At 63.7% G+C, this 19,737-nt stretch carries 18 protein-coding genes and 1 riboswitch; of the genes, 9 read left to right on the forward strand and 9 right to left on the reverse strand.

All coding sequences use genetic code 11. The annotated features are described in order from the left end of the window. Nucleotides 1–12: 12 nt before the first annotated feature. Complete coding sequence (locus tag DH08_RS01870) at nucleotides 13–2,025, reverse strand: acetyl-CoA carboxylase biotin carboxylase subunit (RefSeq protein WP_192177619.1); 2,013 nt, start codon at nucleotides 2,023–2,025, stop codon at nucleotides 13–15. Nucleotides 2,026–2,281: 256 nt separating this feature from the next. Between DH08_RS01870 and DH08_RS01875 the strand changes: the two genes are divergently transcribed. From DH08_RS01875 to DH08_RS01900, 6 genes are all read left to right on the forward strand, one after another. Further along, nucleotides 2,282–3,409, forward strand: a complete 1,128-nt coding sequence (locus DH08_RS01875) for an S-(hydroxymethyl)glutathione dehydrogenase/class III alcohol dehydrogenase (protein ID WP_192177620.1) — start codon at nucleotides 2,282–2,284, stop codon at nucleotides 3,407–3,409. 68 nt (nucleotides 3,410–3,477) lie between these two features. Next, nucleotides 3,478–4,047, forward strand: a complete 570-nt coding sequence (gfa, locus tag DH08_RS01880; RefSeq protein ID WP_192177621.1) for an S-(hydroxymethyl)glutathione synthase — start codon at nucleotides 3,478–3,480, stop codon at nucleotides 4,045–4,047. Between the two features lie 65 nt (nucleotides 4,048–4,112). Next, a complete protein-coding gene (locus tag DH08_RS01885; RefSeq protein ID WP_192177622.1) occupies nucleotides 4,113–4,580 on the forward strand; it encodes a YaiI/YqxD family protein in 468 nt (155 codons plus the stop codon). A 3-nt stretch (nucleotides 4,581–4,583) separates the two neighbouring features. Then, nucleotides 4,584–5,261: a DUF1345 domain-containing protein gene (locus DH08_RS01890; RefSeq protein ID WP_192177623.1), complete on the forward strand. Its 678-nt coding sequence runs from the start codon at nucleotides 4,584–4,586 to the stop codon at nucleotides 5,259–5,261. 106 nt (nucleotides 5,262–5,367) lie between these two features. Then, the gene (locus tag DH08_RS01895; protein WP_192177624.1) at nucleotides 5,368–6,246 is read left to right on the forward strand and encodes a cytochrome b/b6 domain-containing protein; all 879 of its coding nucleotides are present in this window, start codon (nucleotides 5,368–5,370) and stop codon (nucleotides 6,244–6,246) included. Between the two features lies 1 nt (nucleotide 6,247). Continuing rightward, nucleotides 6,248–7,039 (forward strand): molybdopterin-binding protein, encoded by a 792-nt coding sequence (locus DH08_RS01900; protein ID WP_192177625.1) that lies wholly within the window; start codon nucleotides 6,248–6,250, stop codon nucleotides 7,037–7,039. A 34-nt stretch (nucleotides 7,040–7,073) separates the two neighbouring features. On the opposite strand, the gene DH08_RS01905 is transcribed toward DH08_RS01900, so the two are convergent. Beyond that, nucleotides 7,074–8,075 carry a hypothetical protein gene (locus DH08_RS01905; protein WP_192177626.1) on the reverse strand — a complete coding sequence of 334 codons (1,002 nt, stop codon included), beginning with the start codon at nucleotides 8,073–8,075 and terminating at the stop codon, nucleotides 7,074–7,076. Between the two features lie 293 nt (nucleotides 8,076–8,368). Next, nucleotides 8,369–8,455: riboswitch (glycine riboswitch) on the forward strand. Between the two features lie 148 nt (nucleotides 8,456–8,603). Between DH08_RS01905 and gcvT the strand changes: the two genes are divergently transcribed. Genes gcvT through gcvP form a run of 3 tightly spaced genes read left to right on the forward strand, consistent with a single transcriptional unit; the run spans nucleotide 8,604 to nucleotide 12,906 of the window. Then, nucleotides 8,604–9,704, forward strand: coding sequence for a glycine cleavage system aminomethyltransferase GcvT (gene gcvT, locus DH08_RS01910; protein ID WP_192177627.1), 1,101 nt, complete (start codon nucleotides 8,604–8,606; stop codon nucleotides 9,702–9,704). A gap of 6 nt (nucleotides 9,705–9,710) precedes the next feature. Continuing rightward, entirely contained in the window at nucleotides 9,711–10,079 is a 369-nt protein-coding gene (gene gcvH, locus DH08_RS01915) for a glycine cleavage system protein GcvH (protein ID WP_192177628.1), read from the forward strand. 16 nt (nucleotides 10,080–10,095) lie between these two features. After that, nucleotides 10,096–12,906, forward strand: coding sequence for an aminomethyl-transferring glycine dehydrogenase (gene gcvP, locus DH08_RS01920; protein WP_192177629.1), 2,811 nt, complete (start codon nucleotides 10,096–10,098; stop codon nucleotides 12,904–12,906). Between the two features lie 13 nt (nucleotides 12,907–12,919). Here the strand turns inward: gcvP and DH08_RS01925 are convergent, their stop codons facing one another. From DH08_RS01925 to DH08_RS01955, 7 genes are all read right to left on the reverse strand, one after another. Beyond that, nucleotides 12,920–14,089, reverse strand: coding sequence for a GGDEF domain-containing protein (locus DH08_RS01925; RefSeq protein WP_192177630.1), 1,170 nt, complete (start codon nucleotides 14,087–14,089; stop codon nucleotides 12,920–12,922). Between the two features lie 170 nt (nucleotides 14,090–14,259). Further along, on the reverse strand, nucleotides 14,260–14,730 hold the full coding sequence (locus DH08_RS01930; RefSeq protein ID WP_192177631.1) for a tetratricopeptide repeat protein: 471 nt from the start codon (nucleotides 14,728–14,730) through the stop codon (nucleotides 14,260–14,262). Between the two features lie 136 nt (nucleotides 14,731–14,866). After that, entirely contained in the window at nucleotides 14,867–15,829 is a 963-nt protein-coding gene (locus DH08_RS01935; RefSeq protein WP_192177632.1) for a type II secretion system F family protein, read from the reverse strand. Nucleotide 15,830: 1 nt separating this feature from the next. After that, a complete protein-coding gene (locus tag DH08_RS37040) occupies nucleotides 15,831–16,796 on the reverse strand; it encodes a type II secretion system F family protein (RefSeq protein ID WP_192177633.1) in 966 nt (321 codons plus the stop codon). A gap of 3 nt (nucleotides 16,797–16,799) precedes the next feature. Next, nucleotides 16,800–18,221 (reverse strand): TadA family conjugal transfer-associated ATPase, encoded by a 1,422-nt coding sequence (locus DH08_RS01945; RefSeq protein ID WP_006201615.1) that lies wholly within the window; start codon nucleotides 18,219–18,221, stop codon nucleotides 16,800–16,802. Next, entirely contained in the window at nucleotides 18,218–19,432 is a 1,215-nt protein-coding gene (locus tag DH08_RS01950; protein WP_192177634.1) for a CpaE/TadZ family protein, read from the reverse strand. The genes DH08_RS01945 and DH08_RS01950 overlap by 4 nt, the downstream gene beginning before the upstream one ends. A gap of 34 nt (nucleotides 19,433–19,466) precedes the next feature. Further along, on the reverse strand, nucleotides 19,467–19,736 hold the full coding sequence (locus tag DH08_RS01955; RefSeq protein ID WP_192177635.1) for a hypothetical protein: 270 nt from the start codon (nucleotides 19,734–19,736) through the stop codon (nucleotides 19,467–19,469). Between the last annotated feature and the right edge of the window lies 1 nt (nucleotide 19,737).

Consider the following 19,737-nt stretch of genomic DNA (forward strand, 5'->3'; position numbering starts at 1 on the left):
TAAGCGGCTTCGTTAGGCGAATTCCATGATCACCGCGTCGACAGCGAGGCTATCGCCGGGCTTGGCGTTGAGCTTCGCCACGGTTAGGTCGCGCTCGGCGCGCAGCACATTTTCCATCTTCATCGCCTCGACCACGGCCAGCGTCTCGCCGGCCTTGACCTCCTGCCCCTCGGCGACGGCGATCGACACGACAAGGCCGGGCATCGGGCAAAGCAGCAGCTTTGAGGTGTCCGGCGCCACTTTTTCCGGCATCAGCCTTTCAAGCTCTGCGATGCGCGGCAGCATGGCGCGAGCCGTCACCGACATGCCCTTCCAGGCTATGCGCAGACCGTTCGGCACCGGCCGGACCTGTGCGGCGATCCTGCGGCCGTCGACCGTGCCGCGCCAGATGAGATCGCCCGGACGCCAGTCGGACACCACGGTCAGCGCCTTGCCGCCGTCGATCGACAGGTCGATTTCCATCGGGATCGAGATCATGCCTTCGATGATGGAGGCCGAAAGATAGTCGGCGCCGATCTTGACCACCCAGTCCCGCTTCAGGATGCCGGAATGTGGTGCCAGCCGCCCGCCCAGCCGGTCGAGCCGGTCGCGGCGCAGCAATTCGACGGCGGTCGCGATCGACGCCAGTACCGCCTTCTCGTCCTTGTCCGGCACGATCGGTGCAAAGCCATCGGGATATTCTTCGGCGATGAAGCCGGTCGACAACCGCCCTTCCCGCCAGCGCGGATGCTGCATGAGTGCGGCCAGGAACGGAATGTTGTGCTCGATGCCGTCGACGACAAAGCTGTCCAGCGCCTCCGACATGGCGTCGATGGCCTTGAGCCGCGTCGGCGCCCAGGTGCACAGCTTTGCCACCATCGGGTCGTAGAACATCGAAATCTCCGATCCCTCGGTGACGCCGGTGTCGTTGCGGACGACGATATCGCCGAACGTTCCCTCCTCCGGCGGCCGGTATCGGGTCAGCCGGCCGATCGACGGCAGGAAATTGCGGTACGGATCCTCGGCATAGAGCCGGCTTTCCACCGCCCAGCCGTTCAGCTTCACATCCCCCTGCCTGATCGCGAGCTTTTCGCCGGCCGCCACGCGGATCATCTGCTCGACCAGATCGATGCCGGTGACAAGCTCGGTCACCGGGTGCTCGACCTGCAATCTTGTATTCATTTCAAGGAAATAGAAGTTCTTGTCCTTGTCGACGATGAACTCGACTGTGCCGGCACTCTGGTAGTCGACCGCCTTGGCCAGCGCCACCGACTGCTCGCCCATGGCTTTCCTGGTCTTGGCGTCGAGAAACGGCGACGGCGCCTCCTCGGCCACCTTCTGGTTGCGGCGCTGAATCGAGCATTCGCGCTCGCCGAGATAGAGCGCGTTGCCATGCCCGTCGGCCAGCACCTGGATTTCGATATGGCGCGGATCCACCACGAATTTTTCGATGAAGACGCGGTCGTCGCCGAACGAGCTTTTCGCCTCGGAACGTGCCCGGTCGAAGCCGTCGCGCACTTCCGATTGGTTCCAGGCAATGCGCATGCCCTTGCCGCCACCGCCGGCCGAGGCCTTGATCATCACGGGATAACCGATCTCGCCGGCGATCTTCTCGGCATGGTCGGCATTCTCGATCACGCCGAGCCAGCCGGGCACCGTGCTGACCTTGGCGGCATTGGCGAACTTCTTCGATTCGATCTTGTCGCCCATCGCCTTGATGGCTTTCGGCTTCGGCCCGATGAAGACGATGCCCTCCTCCTCCAGCGCCTCGCAGAAGGACGCGCGCTCCGACAGGAAGCCGTAGCCGGGGTGCACGGCTTCGGCGCCGGTTTCCTTGCAGGCGGCGATGATCTTCTCGGCCACCAGATAGCTCTGCGAGGCCGGTGAAGGCCCTACATGCACCGCCTCGTCGGCCATCTCGACATGCACGGCATCGCGATCGGCATCGGAATAGACGGCGACCGTGGCGATGCCCATCTTGCGCGCCGTCTTGATGACACGGCAGGCGATCTCGCCGCGATTGGCGATCAGGATCTTCTTGAACATACTGAATTCATGTCCTCCGGAGGAACCAGTTCTATGGACTCTCCAGCCATGTCTCAAGTGCCCCGGCAGTCCGCGCTGGGCCTTATGGCCGGTGCGTCGAAAAACGTCGCAAGGGAAGTTGGCCACTATCGCCGAAGCCTATAAGGTGGTGTGGGCTCGCTGCGGAGGGCTGGCGGGCATTTCGCCTCGCCGGGCAGGCTCAACAAGTCGGCCACAACCTGAAATTTCTGTCGATTGCCTTGGGAGGAACTGCCTGATGAAAACCCGCGCCGCTGTCGCTGTCGCCGCCGGAAAGCCGCTGGAGATCATGGAAGTTGACCTCGACGGTCCGCGCGATGGCGAAGTGCTGGTCGAGATCAAGGCGACCGGCATCTGTCACACCGATGAGTTCACGCTGTCAGGCGCCGATCCCGAGGGTCTCTTCCCGGCGATTCTCGGCCATGAAGGCGCCGGAATCGTCGTCGATGTCGGCAAGGGCGTCACCTCGGTCAAGAAGGGCGACCATGTCATCCCGCTCTATACGCCCGAATGCCGGCAGTGCCCGTCCTGCCTGTCGAGAAAAACCAATCTGTGCACCGCGATCCGCGCCACCCAGGGGCAAGGCCTGATGCCGGACGGCTCGTCGCGCTTCTCGATCGGCAAGGACAAGCTCTTCCACTATATGGGCTGCTCGACCTTCTCCAACTTCACCGTGCTGCCCGAGATCGCGCTGGCCAAGGTCAATCCCGACGCCCCCTTCGACAAGATCTGCTACATCGGCTGTGGCGTCACCACCGGCATCGGGGCGGTGATCAACACGGCCAAGGTCGAGCAAGGTGCGACGGCCGTCGTCTTCGGCCTCGGCGGCATTGGCCTCAACGTCATCCAGGGCCTGAAACTTGCCGGCGCCGACATGATCATCGGCGTCGACTTGAACAACGACAAGAAGCCCTGGGGCGAGAAGTTCGGCATGACGCATTTCGTCAATCCGAAGGAGGTCGACGGCGACATCGTCCCGCATTTGGTCAACATGACCAAGCGCGGCGCCGACCAGATCGGCGGCGCCGACTACACCTTCGACTGCACCGGCAGCACCAAGGTGATGCGCCAGGCGCTGGAAGCCTCGCATCGCGGCTGGGGCAAGTCGGTCGTCATCGGCGTCGCCGGCGCCGGCCAGGAGATCTCGACGCGGCCGTTCCAGCTGGTCACCGGGCGCACCTGGATGGGCACCGCCTTCGGTGGCGCGCGCGGCCGCACCGACGTGCCGAGGATCGTCGACTGGTACATGGACGGCAAGATCCAGATCGACCCGATGATCACCCACACGCTGAAGCTCGAAGACATCAACAAGGGCTTTGACCTCATGCATGAGGGCAAGTCGATCAGGAGCGTGGTGATTTACTGAGGAGAAGAAAGCCGCCGACCGAAGGGCCAGCGACTGACGTTGCACAGGGTTCAACAAGGGAGGAATAAATGTCGGAAAAACTGCATCCGAAAATCGACAATGGCCTACCCAGGGAAAGCGCAAGCTTTGCCGGCGGCACACTGGTCTGCGCCTGCACCAGCAAGCCGGTGAAGGTGAAGGTCAAGGGCCAGATCGCCCATAACCACGCCTGCGGCTGCACCAAGTGCTGGAAGCCTGATGGCGCGATCTTCTCGGTCGTTGCCGTGGCTGGCACCGGCGACGTCACCGTCGTCGAGAACGGCGACAAGCTGAAAGTGGTCGATCCGAGCGCGCTGATCCAGCGTCACGCCTGCACCGGCTGCGGCGTCCACATGCACGGTCCGGTCGAACGCGATCATCCCTTCAAGGGCCTGAGCTTCATCCATCCCGAACGCTTCGAGGAGGACGGCTGGTCGCCGCCGGGCTTCACCGCCTTCGTCTCCTCGATCATCGAATCCGGTGTCGATCCGAGCCGCATGGACGGTATCCGCGCGCAGTTGAAGTCAATCGGCCTCGAGCCCTATGACTGCCTCAATCCGGGCCTGATGGACTATATCGCCACCTGGACCGCGAAGAAGTCGGGCGCATTGCCGGCCTGACATTTGTTCGATTTCAGGCATGGGGCCGGACAAGTCTCCGGCCCCATGCTCGTTTTGGAGAGACAATGCCCGCACCCGCCATCTACGTCGACGCCGACGCCTGCCCGGTGAAAGCCGAGGTCGAAAAGGTCGCCGGACGCCATGGCGTCGTCACCACCTTCGTTTCCAATGGCGGCTTGCGCCCGTCGCGCGATCCGATGGTCCGCAATGTCGTCGTCTCCAAGGGCGCAGACGCAGCCGACGACTGGATCGTCGACAATGCCAAGCCCAACGATGTCGTGGTGACGGCCGACATCCCGCTCGCCGCCCGCGCGGTGGCGCTCCGCGCCCATGTGCTCGGCCCGACCGGACGCCCGTTCACCCCGGAGACGATCGGCATGGCGGTGGCGATGCGCGACCTCAAACAGCACCTGCGCGAGACCGGCGAAAGCAAGGGCTACAATGCCGGTTTCATGCCGCAGGACCGATCGCGTTTCCTCGGCGAACTCGACCGCATCTTGCGGCGGGCGCTCAAATCCGCCACACCGGATTGAAATATGACGACCGACATGCCCATCAAGACGCCCTTGCACCGGCACAAGCAGTTCGCGATATCTGCTTGCATTGGCTTGGCAGCGTTGGTCATCGCGCTTTTCTTGCGTGCACCGCTCGCCTATTCGATGGGCGCCAACGCGTTTTTCGGCACCTATATCACTCTCGTCGTCGCCCAGATGCCGCTGCTTACCGGCACCTATCTGAGCAAGAACGCGCGCGCCACCGACCAGCCGGTGCTGGTCATCTTCGCCGTCACGCTGATTGTCGTCGGCGTCGCCATCGTCTCGCTGTTCCAGCTGATCAACCAAAAGGACAGCGCGGATTCGCTCCAACTCACCTTCGCACTGCTGTCGATCCCGCTCGGCTGGTTCACCATCCATGCCATGACAGCGCTACACTATGCGCATGTTTATTGGATGGACGACGAGGAGACCGGCAGCAAATCGAAACAGAAAAAGCCCGTCGGCGGCCTCGAATTCACCGGCAAGGAGCGGCCGGACGGCTGGGATTTCCTCTATTTCTCGACCACTGTCGGCATGACCTCGCAGACCTCCGATACCGAAGTCTCGACCACACAGATGCGGCGCATCGTGCTTCTCCATTCGATCCTGTCGTTCTTCTTCAACACCATCATCGTCGCCGCCGCGGTCAATCTCGCCGTCAACCTCGGCAGCCCGTAATAAAAACGTGATCGTGTGAAACATCGCTTGGGCCGGCGACGTATTGGGAGGAGAACGAACATCTGAGAGGCCGCGACGGGACGCGCGGACGGGAGTACAAAAGACGATGGAAACCGTTGCCAGGAGCCAACCAACCGTCGAGGCGGATGCCGCGCCGAAGGATGCGACGCTGATCTACCGGCAGTCGAGCTGGACGCGGCTGACGCACTGGCTGTGGGCGATCTCGCTGTTCTTCATGCTGCTTTCCGGCCTGCAGATCTTCAACGCCCGCCCCCAGCTCTACATCGGCAAGGAGTCCGGGTTCGACTACAACAACACCGTCTTCGCCATTGGCGCCGAAAACACCGCCACCGGCACGCGCGGCTACACCGAGATCTTCGGCAAACGTTTCGACACCACGGGCGTGCTTGGCTGGTCGGGGCCGGCGGGCCAGGAAACCTCGCGCGGCTTCCCGTCCTGGGCGACGATCCCGTCCTACTACGACCTGGGCACCGCCCGCGTGGTGCATTTCTTCTTCGCCTGGATTTTGAGCACGACCTTGCTCGTGTGGCTCGTCGCCAGCCTTATCAACGGCCATCTGCGCCGCGATCTCGCCCCGCGCATCGATGACCTCAAGCGGTTGCCGCGTGACATCGTCGACCACGCCAAACTGAAGTTCCACCACACGCGCGAATACAACACGCTGCAGAAGATGGCCTATGGCGGAGTTCTGTTCGTGCTGCTGCCGCTGATGATCATCACCGGCCTTGCCATGTCGCCGAGCATGAATTCGGTGCTGCCGTTCCTCAACGATCTGCTCGCCGGCCGGCAGACGGCGCGCACCATCCATTTCGCGGTCATGGTGCTGCTGGTCGGCTTCTTCATCATCCATATGCTGATGATCCTCGCTGCCGGCCCGATCAATGAGCTGCGCTCGATCATCACCGGCTGGTACCGCACCGACCCGCCGGCACATGGCGACAACACGTCCGAGAGGAGCGCCTGACATGGCGAAGTTCGAGATCAGCCGCCGCAAGTTCCTCACCTCGGCCAGCCTCGGCATGTCCGGCATCATGCTGTCGGGCTGCGATGCTTTCGACAGCCAGCTCGGCGTCGGTGACGGCTTGCGCAGTTTCCTCGAAGGCGCCAACGGCCTGACATATCGCGCGCAACGCTGGCTCGCCGGCCACGACGCGCTGGCCCAGGAATTCACCGAGGCCGACATCCGCCAGCCGCAGCGGCCGAACGGCGTCACCGCGCCCGACGACGACACCTACAAGGGCCTGCTCGCCAACAATTTCGCCGACTGGCGGCTGGAAGTCTCAGGCCTCGTCGAAAAGCCGCTGTCGCTGACCCGCGAGCAGCTTCAGAACATGCCGAGCCGCACCCAGATCACCCGCCACGACTGCGTCGAAGGCTGGAGCTGCATAGCCAAATGGACCGGCACGCCGCTGTCGCTGGTGCTCGACCAGGCGATGGTCAAGCCGCAGGCGCGTTACGTCATGTTCCATTGCCTGGACACGATCGACCGGAGTCTGGCCGGCGATATCAAATATTACGGCACCATCGACCTGATCGATGCCCGCCATCCGCAGACGATCCTGGCCTATGGTCTGAACGGCAAGCCGCTGCCGGTCGAGAACGGTGCGCCGCTGCGCGTCCGCGTCGAACGACAACTCGGCTACAAGATGCCGAAATACCTCTACAAGATCGAGCTGGTCGACAGTTTCGCCGCGATCGGCGGCGGCCGCGGCGGCTATTGGGAGGACAATGGCTACGACTGGTACGCCGGGATTTGAAGCCGTCGACCGTTTCCGATCAATGATTTGACGTCTAAGCCACTTTGTCGAGCAGCGGTTTCAGCGCCGGGTGGATTTCCGGCGAAGCGTGCTTGATCAGCGTCAGCAGCGCGCGCTCGTTCTCGCGTAGCGGCCGGCCCCCGCCGATTCGCTCGGCCAGCCATTTCGCTTCGCCGGCGTCGATCGTCTCGGCGCGGCGGGCCAGCGCTTCCGCTGCCCGGTTCTTCGCTTCCCACTCGGTCTCGATATCATCCGGCGCACGATAGGCTTCCATGATGCCGGCAAGACCGCCTGACACCATGCGGCCGAAGAAGCCGCCGATTTCGGCATCCGACTGTTCGAAGAAGCTATCGCGGCGCAGCGCCACCTCGCGCGTCGGCGCCTCGTAACCGGCCGAGCACATGACAAAATTGGCGATCGCCTTGACGAACAGATCGTTCCAGGACGGGTCGTTGCTGGCCGCCGCGGTCCGCTCGTTGATCTTGAACAGCACCTCGGCCTCGGCGCGGGTGATGGCGATGTTGCCGTCGCCGCCATAGGCATAAAGGATGCGGCGCAACAGATCGACCTCGCCCTTGGCGATAAGGCCGGGGACCAGATCACCGCCGAGCATCAGCGGACCCTTGCCGTCGATCACCGCATGGCCGACCTGTTCCAGCGCGTAGGCGCAAAGCTTGCTCGGCGAGGATTTCGCCTTTTCCAGCACATGCACCAGAAGTTCGAGTTCGGTGCGGCTGTCGACCATGCTGTCGCGCGAGATCGTCTGGACCAGCCAATCGGCATTGCCCTCAGAGATGTAGCCCGCCGGCTTTTCCTGGTGGACGATGTAGTCGGTGATCGCCTCGACGAAGAATTCAGGCCATTCCTGGCACTTGTCGCGAGCCGTCGCGTCGAGCGCGAACAGCGCCTCGGCCTCGCCGCGGCTCACCACGCCGTCGCCGAATACCTCGCGGCGCAGCATCGTCACGTCCTCGGCCGTGATGCGGTTCTTCGAGGTCAGTCCTGCCGCCGGTGCGCTCATGATCAGTTCGCCCATTTTCTTGTCCCCGTCCGCGCCGGCAGCCGCCGGTCGCAAGCCACCATATCGACCAGCATATCAGCAGTGTCTTGAGAATCCGGCAAACGGCGTGGTTAGCGAAGACTTGTTGGCCAATGCATGTCGCCCAAAAGTGTGCCGCGGTTTTGGGAGAACGACATGCATCAAAACAAAGATCTAAGGCGCATCGCCTGAATCCGTTTCAGCGCGACGCGCTTTAGATGTCGCTGGCAGGTGACAAGGTGTCGTTCACGGGCTATGGATGGCGAGTCGAGGGCTCACGGTTTGAGTCCTACCTGTTTGCGGGAGAGAGCAGCGAGAGCTGCCGCCGAAGGGGAAATCGCCCGAAATCTCTCAGGCAAAAGAACCGTAGACGGGAAAGACACTCTGGAAAGTCGGGGCTTGCCCCCGCGCCGAAGGTGTAAGCGCTGCCGACAGAGTTACGGGGCGCGAGTCTCTCAGGCTTCAGACAGAGGGGCACGGACTGGTCGCCATCAGCGGCCGATTGCGTGCGACTCTGGAGAAGACATGACGGGCGAAGACACCAAACACCTGCCTCTCAAGGATCTGCACACGGCCGCAGGCGCGCGCTTTGGCGCGTTCGCCGGCTGGTCGATGCCGCTCACCTATCCGGCCGGCGTCATGAAGGAGCATCTCCACACCCGCGAGCATGCCGGACTGTTCGACATCTCGCACATGAAGCTGTTCGAGGTCAGCGGTTCCGCTGCCGCGGCACTTCTCAACCGCGCCTGCCCGCTGGATGCCGGTGCGCTTGATATCTCCCAGTCCAAATACACCTTCTTCCTCAATGAGGCCGCCGGCATCATCGACGACCTCATCGTCACCCGCCTCGGCGACGAGCGCTTCATGGTCGTCGCCAATGCCGGCAATGCCGTCACCGACGAAAAACACCTGCGCGCGCTGGCCGAGGATTTCGACGCAAAGGTGGACGCGCTCGACCGCGTCTTCCTGGCCATCCAGGGGCCCGAGGCCTGGGCAGCCCTTGCCCGCGCCGGCATCGAGACCGGTTCGTTGCTGTTCATGCACGGCATCGAGCCCAGGCAAGACTGGTTCATGAGCCGCTCCGGCTATACCGGCGAAGACGGCTTCGAGATCGGCCTGCCCGAAGCGGACGCGCGGAATCTGGTTGCGAAACTGCTCGAAGACGAGCGCGTGCTCTGGATCGGCCTAGCCGCGCGCGACAGCCTGCGGCTGGAGGCCGGGCTCTGCCTGCACGGCCAGGACATCACGCCGGAGATCGATCCGGCCAGCGCCGGGCTGATGTGGGCGGTCCCCAAGGATGTTCGCGCCTCGGGTTCGTTTATCGGCGCCGACGCGCTGCGCGCAATCCTTGAGCGCGGCGCGGCGCAAAAACGCGTCGGCCTGAAGCCGGAAGGCCGCCAGCCGGTGCGCGCGGGAGCGGCCCTGTTCGACGCCGACGGCAATCCGGCCGGCCACGTCACTTCGGGCGGCTTCGGCCCGTCGGCCGGCCATCCGGTCGCCATGGGCTATGTCCAGACTGCTCTGGCCAAGCCCGGCACAAAACTCTTCGCCGATGTGCGCGGGACGAAAATCCCGATCGAAATCAATCCCCTGCCCTTCACACCTCATCGCTACCGCAAAGGATAAGTCCTGATGGCAAAGACCTATTTCACCGAAGACCACGAATGGCTCCGCGTCGAAGGCGGCATCGCCACCGTCGGCATCACCGACTACGCGCAGGAGCAGCTCGGCGATCTCGTCTTCGTCGAACTCCCCGAAATCGGCAAGAAACTGAGCAAGGGCGATACGGCGGTCGTGGTCGAATCCGTCAAGGCGGCCTCGGACGTCTACGCGCCCGTCGATGGCGAGATCACCGACGCCAACTCTTCGTTGTCGTCGGACCCGTCGCTGGTCAACTCGGCCGCGACCGGCGACGGCTGGCTGTGGAAGATGCGGCTCGCCAATGAAGGTCAGCTCGAAGGCCTTCTGGATGAGGCGGGCTACAAGGCCCATATCGGCTGACAGCAGGATCAAGACAATGAGCGCAGCACCCTACCCCTTTTCCGCCCGCCATATCGGCCCCGGCCTCAACGATGTTCGAGCGATGCTGGCCACTATCGGCGTTCCCTCCGTCGAGACGCTGATCAGCCAGGCCGTGCCGAGATCGATCCGCCTCGACTTGCCGCTGACCCTGCCCGCGCCGGCCAGCGAAGCTGAAGCGCTGGCCGAATTGTCGGCGACCATGGCAAAGAACACGGTGCTGAAGAGCTTCATCGGCGCCGGCTATCACGGCGTCCACGTGCCGCCGGTCATCCAGCGCAATTTGTTCGAGAATCCGGCCTGGTATACGGCCTACACGCCCTACCAGGCCGAGATCAGCCAGGGCCGGCTGGAAATGCTGTTCAACTTCCAGACCCTGGTCGCCGAGCTGACCGGCCTGCCGGTAGCATCGGCCTCGCTGCTCGATGAGGCAACCGCCGTCGCCGAGGCCGTCGGCATTGCGCTGCGCCATCATCGCGACAAGCGCACCAAGGTGGCGCTTGCCGGCACGCCGCATCCGCAGACGCTGGATGTCGTGCGCACCCGTGCCGAGCCGCTCGACACCGAAGTCGACGGCGAGACGATCGACGACAATACCGCTGCCCTGCTCGTCTCCTGGCCGGACACGTACGGCGTCTATGGCGACCATAAGGCAGCGATCGAAAAAGCCCGCGCCCTTGGTGCGCTGGTCATCTTCATCGCCGATCCGCTCGGTCTGACGCTTACCGACGCGCCGGCGAAGCTCGGCGCCGACATCGCCGTCGGTCCGATGCAGCGTTTTGGCGTGCCGATGGGCTTTGGCGGCCCGCACGCCGCCTATTGCGCCGTCTCCGGAAAATTGACCCGGCTGATGCCCGGCCGCCTCGTTGGCCAATCGACCGACAGCAAGGGCCGCCCCGGCTATCGGCTCGCCTTGCAGACGCGCGAACAGCATATCCGCCGCGACAAGGCGACCTCCAACATCTGCACGGCGCAGGCGCTGCTCGCCAATATGGCGACGGCCTATGCCATCTGGCACGGCCCCGCCGGCCTGCAGGCGATTGCTGAACGCGTCCATACGCTCGCCAGCCGCCTGGCTGCCGGCCTCGAGGCATCAGGCGTTTCGGTGCTTGGTGCAAACCGCTTCGATACCGTTACAGTTGAAGTGAAAGGCAAGGCCAAGGCGATTGTCGCCGCCGCCGAAAAAACCGGCCGGCTGCTGCGCGCCATCGATGCCGACCATGTCGGCATCAGCTTCGACGAGACCTCGACCGAGACCGATCTGGAGGCGATTGCCGCGCTGTTCGGCGCCAAGGCCGGCGCGGCCGGTGCCGGCACCCTGCCCGGAAAACCGCGCGGCAAGGAATTCCTCAGCCAGCCGGTCTTCCACGACAACCACTCGGAAACCGAGATGATGCGCTTCCTGCGCCGGTTGGCCGACAAGGACCTGGCGCTCGACCGCGCCATGATCCCGCTGGGATCCTGCACGATGAAGCTCAATGCCGCCGCCGAGATGATGCCGGTGAGCTGGCCGAGCGTCGCCAATTTGCATCCCTTCGCCCCGGCCAGTCATTCGGCTGGCTACCGCGCGATGGTCGGCGAACTGGAAGGCTGGCTGTCGGAGATCACCGGTTTCGACGCGGTCAGCCTGCAGCCCAATGCCGGCAGCCAGGGTGAGTATGCCGGATTGCTTGCCATCCGCGCCTATCACCGCTCGCGCGGCGAGGGCCATCGCACCATCTGCCTGATCCCGTCCTCCGCGCATGGCACCAATCCGGCCAGTGCGGCGATGGCGGGCATGAGCGTTGTGGTGGTGCGCTGCTCAGAGGACGGCAATATCGACATGGACGATATGCGGGCCAAGGCCAATGAGCATTCCAAGAATCTCGCGGCGCTGATGTTCACCTATCCCTCGACGCATGGCGTCTACGAGGAAGGCGCGCGCCATCTCTGCGCCCTCATCCATGAGCATGGCGGCCAGGTCTATTTCGACGGCGCCAACCTCAACGCCCTGGTCGGCCTCGCCCGCCCCGGCGATATCGGCGCCGACGTCTGCCACATGAACCTGCACAAGACCTTCTGCATCCCGCATGGTGGCGGCGGTCCGGGCGTCGGCCCGATCGGCGTCAAGGCCCATCTGCAGCCCTATCTGCCGGGTCATGTCACCGAGGGCTCGGCGCATGCCGTGGCGGCCGCACCCTTCGGCAGCGCTTCGATCCTGCCGATCACCTGGATGTACATCCGCATGATGGGCGCTTCCGGCCTGAAGCAGGCTACGGAAACCGCCATCATCTCGGCCAACTACGTGGCGACGCGGCTCGCGCCGCACTTCCCGCTGCTCTACAAGGGCAGGCACGATCGCATCGCGCATGAGTGCATCCTCGACACCCGCGTGCTCAAGGAGAGCGCCGGCATCAGCGTCGACGATATCGCCAAGCGGCTGATCGACTATGGCTTCCATGCGCCGACCATGTCGTTCCCGGTCGCCGGCACACTGATGGTCGAGCCGACCGAATCCGAGCCCAAGCGCGAGCTCGACCGCTTCTGCGAGGCGATGATCGCGATTGCTGGTGAGGCAGCCAAGGTGGCGAAGGGCGAATGGCCGCTTGCCGACAATCCGCTGGTCAATGCACCGCACACCGCGGCGGAAGCGCTGGCCGTCGAGTGGTCGCATCCTTATTCGCGCCTGGAGGCCGCCTATCCGGCGGGTGATGCCGACAGCGCGGCAAAATACTGGCCGCCGGTGTCGCGCATCGACAATGTCGCCGGCGACCGCAACCTGGTCTGCTCCTGCCCGCCGTTGTCGGAATATCTGGGCGCCGCCGAGTAATTCGGGCGACGGGTCAGGCGGAACGCAAGGCCGACCCGTCGGCCTTGCTCGCTCTGTCCAGGACAAGCACGCGGTTTCGCCCGGCGTTCTTGGCCGCGTAGAGCGCTCTGTCGGCCTCGGCCAGCACGTCCTCGAGGCTGCGGCCGCCGACCTCGCCGAAACCGATGCCGCCACTGACGGTGCTGCGCAAGGGGCCGCGCGGGGTCGGCACGACCTCGGCGCCGAAGGCTACGCCGATCTTGCTTGCAAAGTCGTAGGCCTTTTCTTCCGTCATGCGCGACATGACCAGCGCGAACTCCTCGCCGCCCAGCCGAAAGGCGTCGACGCCGGTCCTGCCATACTTGCGGATGACCGCGGCGAAGCGGCACAGGACCTTGTCGCCGACCGGATGGCCGAACACGTCGTTCGTCCGCTTGAAATGATCGAGGTCGAACATGACCACGGACATGAACGGGCCGAAGGCGCGCTCGCCATAGAGCGACATCAGCGCCCGCCGGTTCATCAGCCCGGTCAGCGGATCGGTGAGGGTCTCGGCCTTCAGTTCGATCTGCGCTTGCAGATGGTGCAGCGAGAGCGTCAAGGCGCCGAGACCGGTCATGCATGCGACCGCCACGACGGAATTCAATCGTTCGGCCCAGTTGTCGGGCGCCACGCCGAGCACCCATTGTCCCTTGACGACCAGCATCGCGGCACAAAGTCCGAAGGAAAGGGCGCAGGTGCCGCTCAGGAAAGAAACGACCAGCAGAATCCGGCGATCATGACCGCCCTGGATCCAGAACAGCACCCCGGTCACTGTCAGCAGCGCCGTCACGGCAACGTAAGTGAGGATGAAGCCGACGCCATCGAGGCCGAAATAGGTGACAGCCGCGCAGACGGCCATCGCCGCAACGGTCGGAAGCACAACGCTGCGATAGTGACGAACGCCGAGATACTGCATGGCAGACAGGCAGATGATCAGAAAGCCCAGGCTGAGCAGCGCAAGCACGGCCTGGCACAGCCAGGGGCCCGGATCTCTGCCGTACTGCCAGAACAGCACCACATGCGCCACAAGGACGAGCATGCCGCAGGCCACCGTCAGGACAAACCGCGCCATCGGCGTGGTGAACCAGATTGCGAGCAGGGTGATGCTGAGACACGTACCCGACAGCGCCGCCGCGAGCAGGAGCGAACTGAAATCCAACATAGGTGAGCGGCAGCCTTTGCGATCCTTGGTTGCACTGCATCATAAGCCAGCGGCAGCCCGCAGATACTGCTTTCGGCAAGGTTTCCCGCCCAACCTGCGGACAGGGTTTACAAAGAACTGATGTCCTGTCCCGGCGACCGCTGCACGCTACGGATGCGAGACGGAAGGGATCAACTCTTGGCCAGCAGCGCCAAATTGGCGTCGACCACCGTCTGGTCGGCCATGTGGGCCTTGGCCTCCAGAAGCAGCACCCTCGCCTTCTTCTTGTTGCCGCGCAGCAGCTGCGAATAGCCCATATTGTTGACGATCTGCGGCTTGCGGCCGGCAACCTTCAAAAGCTGGTCGTAGGCGCGGTCGGCAAAGTCGAAGCGGCCGAGTTCATCATAGGAAGCGGCCAACCCCATCCATGCCTCGGCATTGTCGGCCTTCAGCTCGACGGCCTTGCGGAAGTGCTTTTCGGCGAGGCCGTAATTCGCCTCGCGGAACTGCGCCTTGCCCTGGTCCAGGTCGGACGCGCTGACGTCCTTTGCCGTTGGCTGGATGGCGGTGGTCTTGGTCGTGTCGACGTTGCTCGACGTGCAACCGGATATCATCAAGACGGCTGCCATCGCGGCCATTGCCGTGAGAGTTCTGTGACGCATGCCCTGCCCCAATCGCCCGATTTGCCGGGTCGTTCTTCAGGAAGCACCGTACAGGAAGGCGCTTAACCTTCGGTGCCGAAACGCGCCTAAAATTTGGTTTCGAGCAAGGATCGCATTTGTCGCAAAAAACGAGATCCTAATTCGCCGTCATTTTGACGATGATCGGAATGATGGCGATCATCAGCACCACCGGCAAGATGCAGACCGTCACCGGGACCGACATCTTGGCCGGCAAGGCATGCGCCTTCTCCTCGGCGAGCGACATGCGCTTGTGGCGCATTTCGTCGGAAAACACGCGTAGCGCCCCCGACAGGCTGGTGCCAAGCTCCTTGGACTGCTGCAGCAGCGTGGCGAAGGAACGCACCTCGTCCAGGCTGAGGCGATCGGCGAGCGCCTTCAGCGCGTCGTCGAGGCTGCGGCCGGCCCTCAACTCCAGCGACACCATCTGCAGATTATGGCTGAGCGACGGATAGGTCTTGGCAAGTTCTTTCGAAACCCGTTCGATGCCGGCCTCCATGCTCATGCCGGCATCGGAGCAGACGATCATCAGGTCCATGAAGTCGGGAAAGCCGTTGCGGTACTCGCGCATCTTTTCGCGCACCTTCTGGCTCAGCACCAGGCCCGGCAGGAAATAGCCGGCCGCTCCCGACAGGATGACGAAGCTCCAGCGGCTGGTCATGGTCGCATCGGCGCTGGCCATCCACTGGTTGATCAGAAACGCACCGATGGCGGCGCCGACAAAGGCGGCAAAGCGGACAAGGAAGAACGTGCCCACCGCGCGCGGCTCCATGTAGCCGGCCTGGATGAGTTTCATGCGCAGCCGCGCGACGTTTTCCGGATCGCTCTTGGCGTAGAATTCCTGCGCTCGCTTGACCGCCTTCTCGCGCACCACGCTGGGGTTCTTCCTGGGCGCTGCTTCGGTTCGCTCGACCGCCTGGCCGTCCTCCACCTTCAGCCGGCGCTTGACGTCGTTGCGGTCGCCTTGCGCGGCGACCAGCGGCCACGCCACCGCGCCGCCGCCCAGCACAAGCAACAGCAGCGCCACCGGCATCAGCGAGGTCGGCGCTAGCGAGGCGAGGAATTCGATGACGTTTTGCATGTCAGAATTTGAAGTTCGACATCTTGAACATGATGAGGTTGCCAAGCATCAGCCAGGAGATCGAGCCACCGAGCAGATACCAGGTCTTCGCTTCGCCCCACACATCTTGATAGAACTGCGGCATCAGCACCATGATGGCGGCGAACAGCAGCGCCGGCACCGCCGTCAGGATGTAGGCCGACATGCGGCCCTCGGTCGAAATGGCGCGCACCTTGCGGCGCAGCTTGCCGCGGTCGCGGATCGTCATCGACAGCCCATCCAGGATTTCGCGCAGATTGCCGCCCGAACTGGTCTGGATCGACACGGCGGTGACGAACAGCGGCAGATCCTCGTGGCCGACGCGGTCGAACAGCGCGTTCAGCGCCGAAACCAGGTCCGAGCCATAGGTCACCTCGTCGGCGATGACTCCGAATTCGGTACCGATCGGGTCCGGCATTTCGCGCGACACCATCGCGATGGCCACCGGCACGGGGTGGCCGGCCTTCAGGCCGCGCGTGATCAGCTCCAGAGCCTCCGGCAACTGCATGCCGAACCGCTTCAGCCGGCGATTGCGCTGGGAGCGCATCACCATCACCGGCAGGACAGGCAGCAGCACGACGAAAAGCAGCAGGCCCATCAGCAGCGGCAGGCCATACCAGATGGCAACCAGCGCCAGCGCAAACGCCACGCCGGAGGTGATCGTCAGGAATTTGGGCAACGGCATGACCATGCCGGACTGGGTGCGCAGCGCACGGAACTGGTCGAGCGAGAACCGCGACGCTCCGGCCTCGAGACCGCGCTCCTTGCGCAGCTGGATCAGCACCTGCTCCTGGCTGATCTTGTTTTCCTGCAGCTTCATGCGCCGGTTGATCGCCGTGCGCTTGTCGCTGCGGCCGGCATAGAGCAGATAGCAGGCCTCAGCGATCATGATGCCGGTGAGCGCGGCCGCGGCATAGACGACGTAGATCGCGCTGAAGCCCTCGAACACCTGCTACTCCTGCGGCCGGCCGGGCTCGAAATAGCGTCCGGGAAACTCGATGCCCATGGCGCGCAAATCCTCGAGAAAGCGCGGACGGATGCCGGTCGCCTCGTAGTGGCCGAGGATCTTGCCGTCGGCCTCCATGCCGGTGCGCACGAAGCGGAATATCTCCTGCATCTGGATGACATCGCCTTCCATGCCGGTCACCTCGGCGACGCTGGTCACCTTGCGCTTGCCATCGGACAGGCGCGTCAGCTGGACGATGATGTCGATGGCGCTGGCGATCTGGCTGCGGATCGACTGCACCGTCATCGGCATGCCGGTCATGCCCAGCATCTGCTCCAGGCGCGAGATGGCGTCGCGCGGCGTATTGGCGTGGATGGTCGCCATCGAGCCTTCATGGCCGGTGTTCATCGCCTGCAACATGTCGAAAGCTTCCTCGCCGCGGCACTCGCCGAGGATGACGCGGTCGGGGCGCATGCGCAGCGCGTTCTTGACCAGGTCGCGCTGTTTCAGTTCGCCATGGCCTTCGATGTTGGCAGGGCGTGTTTCCATGCGCGCCACATGCGGCTGTTGCAGCTGAAGTTCGGCCGCGTCCTCGATGGTGATCAGCCGCTCGTCTTCGGGGATGAAGGCCGACAGCGCATTCAGCATGGTCGTCTTGCCGGTGCCGGTGCCGCCCGAGATGATGGTGGTCTTGCGGGCGTGCACCGCCGCCGCCAGCACTTCGGCCATGTTCTGGGTGATGGCGCCGAACTCGACCAGTCTGTGCAGGCCAAGCTTGTTCTTCGAGAACTTTCTGATCGACACCAGCGGTCCGTCGACGCCGACAGGCCGGATGGCTGCGTTGAAGCGCGAGCCATCGAGCATGCGCGCATCGACCATGGGCTGAGATTCATCGACGCGGCGGCCGACGGCGGCGACGATTTTGTTAATGATTCTAAGCAGATGCGCCTCATCCTTGAATGGGATGTGCACCTGCTGCAGCTTGCCGCGTTTTTCGACGAAGCAGTTCTGGTGGCCGTTGATCAGGATGTCGTTGATCTCGGGATCCTTCAGCAGCGGCTCCAGCGGACCGAGGCCGACCATCTCGTCGACGATGTCGTCGACCAGCGCTTCAAGCTCGACAGTGTTGATCGCCATCCGCTCCTGGCGGGCCTTTTCGGAGACGAATTCATGCACCTGGCGGCGCATCTCGTCCTTTGGCAGCCGCTCCAGCGCGACCAGGTTGATCTCCTCGAGCAACATCCGGTGGATACGAACGCGCGCGTCGCCCACTTTGTTGCCACTCTTGGCCGGTGTGGCCTCCGGCTTTGGCGCGACAGGCTTGCGGGTCGTCGGAATGACCACGGCGTGCTGGGTGACCGGCGCGGTCTCGGGCGCCCTCAGCGGGCGCGCGTCGCGGTTCTGCAGGGTGGAAAAGCGGCTGGTCATCCGACCTTCCTCTTGAGCAATCCCTTGCCGAGACCGAACAGCGAGCGCGATTTCTCGGGCGTCGCGACCGCTTCTTCCGGCAGGATGATCTTCTTCAGATCGTTGACGACATTGGCGTTCGGGTCGATCTCGTGCAGCGGCACGCCGCGATCGACCGCCTCGCGCACCAGCCGGTAATTGTTCGAGATGCCGCCGACGAAATGCTCGCCGAGGATTTCCTGCACATCCGCATGCTTGATGCCGTTGTCGAACATCTTCTGCTCGAAGCGGTTGACGATGACGTTCGGCTTCACTTCCTTGCCGGCCGTCTCGTAGACCGCCTGGATGAGCCTCTGTGTGTGACGCAGGCACGGCACCGTCATTTCGGCGACGATGTAGAGCTTGTTGGAGCCGAGCAGCACCGTTTCCGTCCACGGAAACCAGGTGCGCGGCATGTCGATCACGACATTGTCGAAATAGGCCGAGACGAGGTCCAGCATGCGCACCACGACATCGGTCTTGAAGGAGCGCATTTCAGACGGGCGTGTCGGCGCCGCCAGCACGCAGAGCCCGCTCGCATGCTTGGACAGCATCACATCGAGCAGTTGCCGGTCGAGGCGCTCTGGCTGGTTCTCGATCTCGGTGATGTCGAAACGCGGTTCGAGGTCGAGATATTCGGCGCAGGCGCCTTGCTGGAAATTCAGGTCGACCACGCAGGTCGAGGCGCCCCGCGTCACCGAATGATGTAGCTGGAAGGCGGTCTGCAGCGCCAGTGTCGTGGTGCCGACGCCGCCCGCGGCCGGCATGAAAGTATAGATCTGCGATTCGGTGTTCTCCTCCCGCCCCGGACCTTGCAGCGCGCGGATGACGGAGCGCACCAGGTCGGCGGTGGTGATCGGCTTGACCAGGAAGTCGGCGACCTTGAGCTGCACCAGGATGCGCACCGCCGCGGCGTTGAACTCCTGCGTGACGACGACGACCGGAACACGGCCCTCGAGCCGGCGCATGATGCGCTGCAGCGACTCGATCTCCTCGAGCTTCGCCGCATCCATGTCGACGATAAGAGCGCCGAAATCGGCTTCCTGAACCTCGCCGCGAAGCTCGGTGACATTCTTGTCGACCGTCGAAAGCTCGATGACTTCCGACGCGGCGAACGCCGTGCGCGTGTCCTGCAGGAACGTCCTGTCGGTGGATACGAGCAGGATCTTCTTGGTCTTGATGCCGCTTGCCATGTCGTCAGCCCGTCAGGTCAATAACAAATCAAAATCAATTGGTTGTGGACGTCGGTGCCGTCGTCGCGCTGGCTGCCGGGTCGGCGCCGCCGCTCGCGGGAGTGTCGCGCTGGGCCGGCACCAGAAGCCTGGTGTTTTGGACGCCGTATTTCCACGGATCGACCATCTGCATGACGGTATTGGATGCCTGCGCGTTGCCCGCGGCCGGCGTCACGCCTTCGCTGCGCACATAGTCGTCGCTGGTGCAGCCGCTGGAGAGGCCGGCAAGCGACAGGGCAAGCAACAATCCTGGGGCCAGACGCATG

It is taken from the genome of Mesorhizobium amorphae, assembly GCF_014843845.1.
GTDB lineage: Bacteria > Pseudomonadota > Alphaproteobacteria > Rhizobiales > Rhizobiaceae > Mesorhizobium > Mesorhizobium amorphae_A.

Coding starts and splice junctions, on each gene's coding strand:
- gfa (WP_192177621.1), top strand. CDS start 3,478: ATGTCGGAAAAACTGCATCCGAAAATCGACAATGGCCTACCCAGGGAA.
- DH08_RS01925 (WP_192177630.1), bottom strand. CDS start 14,089: ATGTTGGATTTCAGTTCGCTCCTGCTCGCGGCGGCGCTGTCGGGTACG.
- DH08_RS01885 (WP_192177622.1), top strand. CDS start 4,113: ATGCCCGCACCCGCCATCTACGTCGACGCCGACGCCTGCCCGGTGAAA.
- DH08_RS01895 (WP_192177624.1), top strand. CDS start 5,368: ATGGAAACCGTTGCCAGGAGCCAACCAACCGTCGAGGCGGATGCCGCG.
- gcvT (WP_192177627.1), top strand. CDS start 8,604: ATGACGGGCGAAGACACCAAACACCTGCCTCTCAAGGATCTGCACACG.
- DH08_RS01930 (WP_192177631.1), bottom strand. CDS start 14,730: ATGCGTCACAGAACTCTCACGGCAATGGCCGCGATGGCAGCCGTCTTG.
- DH08_RS01900 (WP_192177625.1), top strand. CDS start 6,248: ATGGCGAAGTTCGAGATCAGCCGCCGCAAGTTCCTCACCTCGGCCAGC.
- DH08_RS01905 (WP_192177626.1), bottom strand. CDS start 8,075: ATGGGCGAACTGATCATGAGCGCACCGGCGGCAGGACTGACCTCGAAG.
- DH08_RS01875 (WP_192177620.1), top strand. CDS start 2,282: ATGAAAACCCGCGCCGCTGTCGCTGTCGCCGCCGGAAAGCCGCTGGAG.
- DH08_RS01870 (WP_192177619.1), bottom strand. CDS start 2,025: ATGTTCAAGAAGATCCTGATCGCCAATCGCGGCGAGATCGCCTGCCGT.
- DH08_RS01950 (WP_192177634.1), bottom strand. CDS start 19,432: ATGGCAAGCGGCATCAAGACCAAGAAGATCCTGCTCGTATCCACCGAC.
- DH08_RS01945 (WP_006201615.1), bottom strand. CDS start 18,221: ATGACCAGCCGCTTTTCCACCCTGCAGAACCGCGACGCGCGCCCGCTG.
- DH08_RS01955 (WP_192177635.1), bottom strand. CDS start 19,736: ATGCGTCTGGCCCCAGGATTGTTGCTTGCCCTGTCGCTTGCCGGCCTC.
- DH08_RS01935 (WP_192177632.1), bottom strand. CDS start 15,829: ATGCAAAACGTCATCGAATTCCTCGCCTCGCTAGCGCCGACCTCGCTG.
- DH08_RS01890 (WP_192177623.1), top strand. CDS start 4,584: ATGACGACCGACATGCCCATCAAGACGCCCTTGCACCGGCACAAGCAG.
- gcvH (WP_192177628.1), top strand. CDS start 9,711: ATGGCAAAGACCTATTTCACCGAAGACCACGAATGGCTCCGCGTCGAA.
- gcvP (WP_192177629.1), top strand. CDS start 10,096: ATGAGCGCAGCACCCTACCCCTTTTCCGCCCGCCATATCGGCCCCGGC.